Annotated in this window: 4 protein-coding genes; 2 read left to right on the forward strand and 2 right to left on the reverse strand. The window is 68.4% G+C overall.

Annotated features, from left to right (window positions below; translation table 11 throughout):
* Window positions 1–57: 57 nt before the first annotated feature.
* Window positions 58–417, reverse strand: coding sequence for a tyrosine-type recombinase/integrase (locus AC5JJ1_RS15245; protein WP_495785955.1), 360 nt, complete (start codon window positions 415–417; stop codon window positions 58–60).
* Between the two features lie 301 nt (window positions 418–718).
* Between AC5JJ1_RS15245 and AC5JJ1_RS15250 the strand changes: the two genes are divergently transcribed.
* Window positions 719–1,048, forward strand: coding sequence for a hypothetical protein (locus AC5JJ1_RS15250; RefSeq protein ID WP_495785956.1), 330 nt, complete (start codon window positions 719–721; stop codon window positions 1,046–1,048).
* A 288-nt stretch (window positions 1,049–1,336) separates the two neighbouring features.
* Here the strand turns inward: AC5JJ1_RS15250 and AC5JJ1_RS15255 are convergent, their stop codons facing one another.
* Window positions 1,337–1,618: a hypothetical protein gene (locus AC5JJ1_RS15255; protein ID WP_495785957.1), complete on the reverse strand. Its 282-nt coding sequence runs from the start codon at window positions 1,616–1,618 to the stop codon at window positions 1,337–1,339.
* Between the two features lie 154 nt (window positions 1,619–1,772).
* On the opposite strand from AC5JJ1_RS15255, the gene AC5JJ1_RS15260 reads away from it, so the two are divergent.
* On the forward strand, window positions 1,773–2,795 hold the full coding sequence (locus tag AC5JJ1_RS15260) for a Bug family tripartite tricarboxylate transporter substrate binding protein (RefSeq protein WP_495785958.1): 1,023 nt from the start codon (window positions 1,773–1,775) through the stop codon (window positions 2,793–2,795).
* Window positions 2,796–2,847 lie beyond the last annotated feature (52 nt).

Here is a 2,847-nt window from a genome sequence, read left to right on the forward strand (position 1 = left end):
GTCTCGTCCGTCGAGCAAGCCGACGAATGAGGCGCCCAGCTCTTGGCTGCCTGCGCCCTAACGCCAAAGACCTTCGGAGCGGCGGCCCGCGGTGCGGGTGTAGTCGACGGTGTGCCGGGGGTCGCGGTGGCCGAGGTAGTCCTGGATGAACTGCAGGTCGTGCCCGTTGTCGGCGAGCGCGAAGCCGCAGGAATGACGCAGCGTGTGCTGGTGGACGCCGGTCAGGTTGGCGCGTGCCGCGGCGGCTGCGACGAGGTAGTTCACCGCCTGGCGGGTGAGCGGCTGGTCGCGCTCGGAGACGAACAGCCCGGGCAGCGCGTCGGTGCGGGTGGCCAGGTAGCGGCGAATAGCGCGCAGTCCGTCACCAGCGATCGGCTGCTCGACCGAGAGGCGACCCTCTGAACACGCTCTTGTCATTCGGCGTCGAGCTGCCGGTGGGAGTGGGCCGTTGCTCCCCGCCCCAATACCGTTCACTGAGCGGGTCGCGCCCGCAGCGACCAGCAACTGTTAAACGCCCTCATATAGGTTTTGCCTGCGGGGCAAGGATTAACGACGTAGCGCTCCTCTGGAGGGATCAAGTCCGCGCATCCCAGCAGTGCCAGCGCAAGCGACAACGCTGCAAACGTTGCTTTCACAAGCTTTGCTCCATCAGGACCAATGGTTCAGGCCGCGGGGGTGTCCGGCCAAGGTCTTCAGCCCGGGGATAGCGCCGGCTGTCATGCAGACCAACATCCGCAGCATGAGCATGTTCCCTAACCAAGCGCCTCCAGCTGCGAAGCCGAAGATCTCGCCTGAGGAGCGCCGGCGCCGGACCGCTGATCGGCTGAAGGCCATCCGGTTAAAGATGGCGATTGGCCGCGAGTTGGAAGATCGAGGCCTTACCACACCCGCTGCGATCGGCGCCGCCCTTGGGATGCCGCCGGCGGAGGCCACCAAGCTGCTGACCCGGCATCAGTGGCGGGAGGGGGATGTGGCGCTGCTCGAGGCCGCGGTGGCTCGGCTGGGGGTGGAACTGCCGGAATCAGCCAGCAATGGGGGACCAAGCTAACCAGCGCCGCTGCTGGTGCAGAACACTTGCGAACCGGTCCAGCGGAAGTCGCCTTGGAGAGCTACTTCCAACATATTCCCGGCACATGAAGGCCGCTCCCCCGGAGCGGCCTTCATGTGCGCTAGATCAAGCATGGCAACCTCACCTGCGGCAGGCGAGGCTTATCGCATGTAACAGGGCTCAAGCGATTGGCGCGGCTCCCGAAAACTGTGCTCCAACAATCCTGTCGTCCGTCGGAACGGTTGAAGTTGCCCAATACCGGCGGCCTGCGCCGATCCGATGTGCGCGCTAGCCTCCGGGTGTAAGGGCTGCGAGCACCGTGCCGGCCGCCGCGGCGAGCGCGGCTTCTGGCGCCGCGCCCGGCGGCTCGTCGGGCGCGGGAGGCGCGTAGCGGGCGCACCGCGGTCGGCTCGCGTTCAGGGCGTCGTGCATCGCGAGGTGCATGATGGTGCGCGAGCACCAGTTCGCGTACGGTTTAAGCCGCTCGGCCAGTTCCGCCCAATCCGCGACGGTGGCGGCGGCCCTGGCCGGGCAGGATAGCAGTGCGTAAGTGAGGGTGGTGGAGACCACGAGGCGGCCAGCTTGGCGCCGACCCAGGACGCGCGCTGAAGGCGCACGACCGTGGCCGCCGGGAAGCCTCGTAAAGCGCTGGATGGGGCGCCGCGGGATGCGTAGCGTCGCTGCATGAGCGGCCGAAGGCTGCCGGCATGGGAGGAGACATCGCATGATCACCCAAGGTCCCCAGCACCCGGGCCTGTTCCGCCGCAGGGCCCTGTTAGCTGCCGGCACAGGGCTTGCCGTCCCTAGTCTCGCCCGCGCCCAGGCAACCGGTGGCGCCGGCGCCTGGCCAGAGCGGCCGGTCAATCTGATCGTTGGCTTCCCGCCCGGCGGGCAGACCGACCTCGCCGCGCGCGTGTTGCAGAATGCGCTGCAGGTCGCGCTCGGCCAGCCGACGCCGATCGAGAACCGTGGCGGCGCCGGCGGCAACATCGCGGTCGAGCAGGTGCTGCGCGCTCGGCCGGATGGCTACACCCTAACCGTCGGCAATGTCGGCACTTTCGTGCTGAACCCGCACACCATGCCGGGGATGAACTTCGACCCGCTCGAGCTCGTGCCCATCGGCCTGATGCTGCAATCGCCACTGCTGCTGATGGTGCACAGCGGCATCCCCGTCCATACCTTCCCCGAATGGCTTGCCTGGATGCGCAGCCAGCAGCCGCGCGGCATTGACTTCGGTACGACCAGCGCCGGCGGCATCGGGCATGCCACAGCGGAGAAGTTGCGGGCGCGCCTCAGCGGCAACCCGGTGTTCAACATGATCCACTACCGCGGCAGCGGGCCGGCCTTGCAGGATTTCATCGGCGGGCGCTACCAGACCCAATTCGAGGCCCCGTCGCTGGTCCACGGCTTCGTGCAGGAAGGCCGGCTGCGACCGATCTTCGTCACCTCGCTCAATCGCAACCCGGCCTTCCCGGACGTCCCGACCGCGGAGGAGGCGGGGCTGCCCGGCTTCCACGTGGCGGCCTGGGTTGGGCTGTTCGGTCCGCGTGGCCTGCCGCCGGACATCGTGCGGCGGGCGAATGCGGCGCTGAACGAGGCCTGCCGCGACCCAACGCCGCGCCAGCGCTTGGCCGAGCGCGGTGACGAAATCGGCGGCGGCACGGTGGAGGAGTTCGCCGCGCGCGTGCGGCGAGAGCATGCGGAATGGGGCGCGCTGGTGCGGGAGGCCGGCGTCCGTGCCGAATAGACCAGATGTCCGCCTGAGATAGGGGCGACCCGTCTCACAGTATGCAGGTTGC

It is taken from the genome of Belnapia sp., from assembly GCF_059504005.1.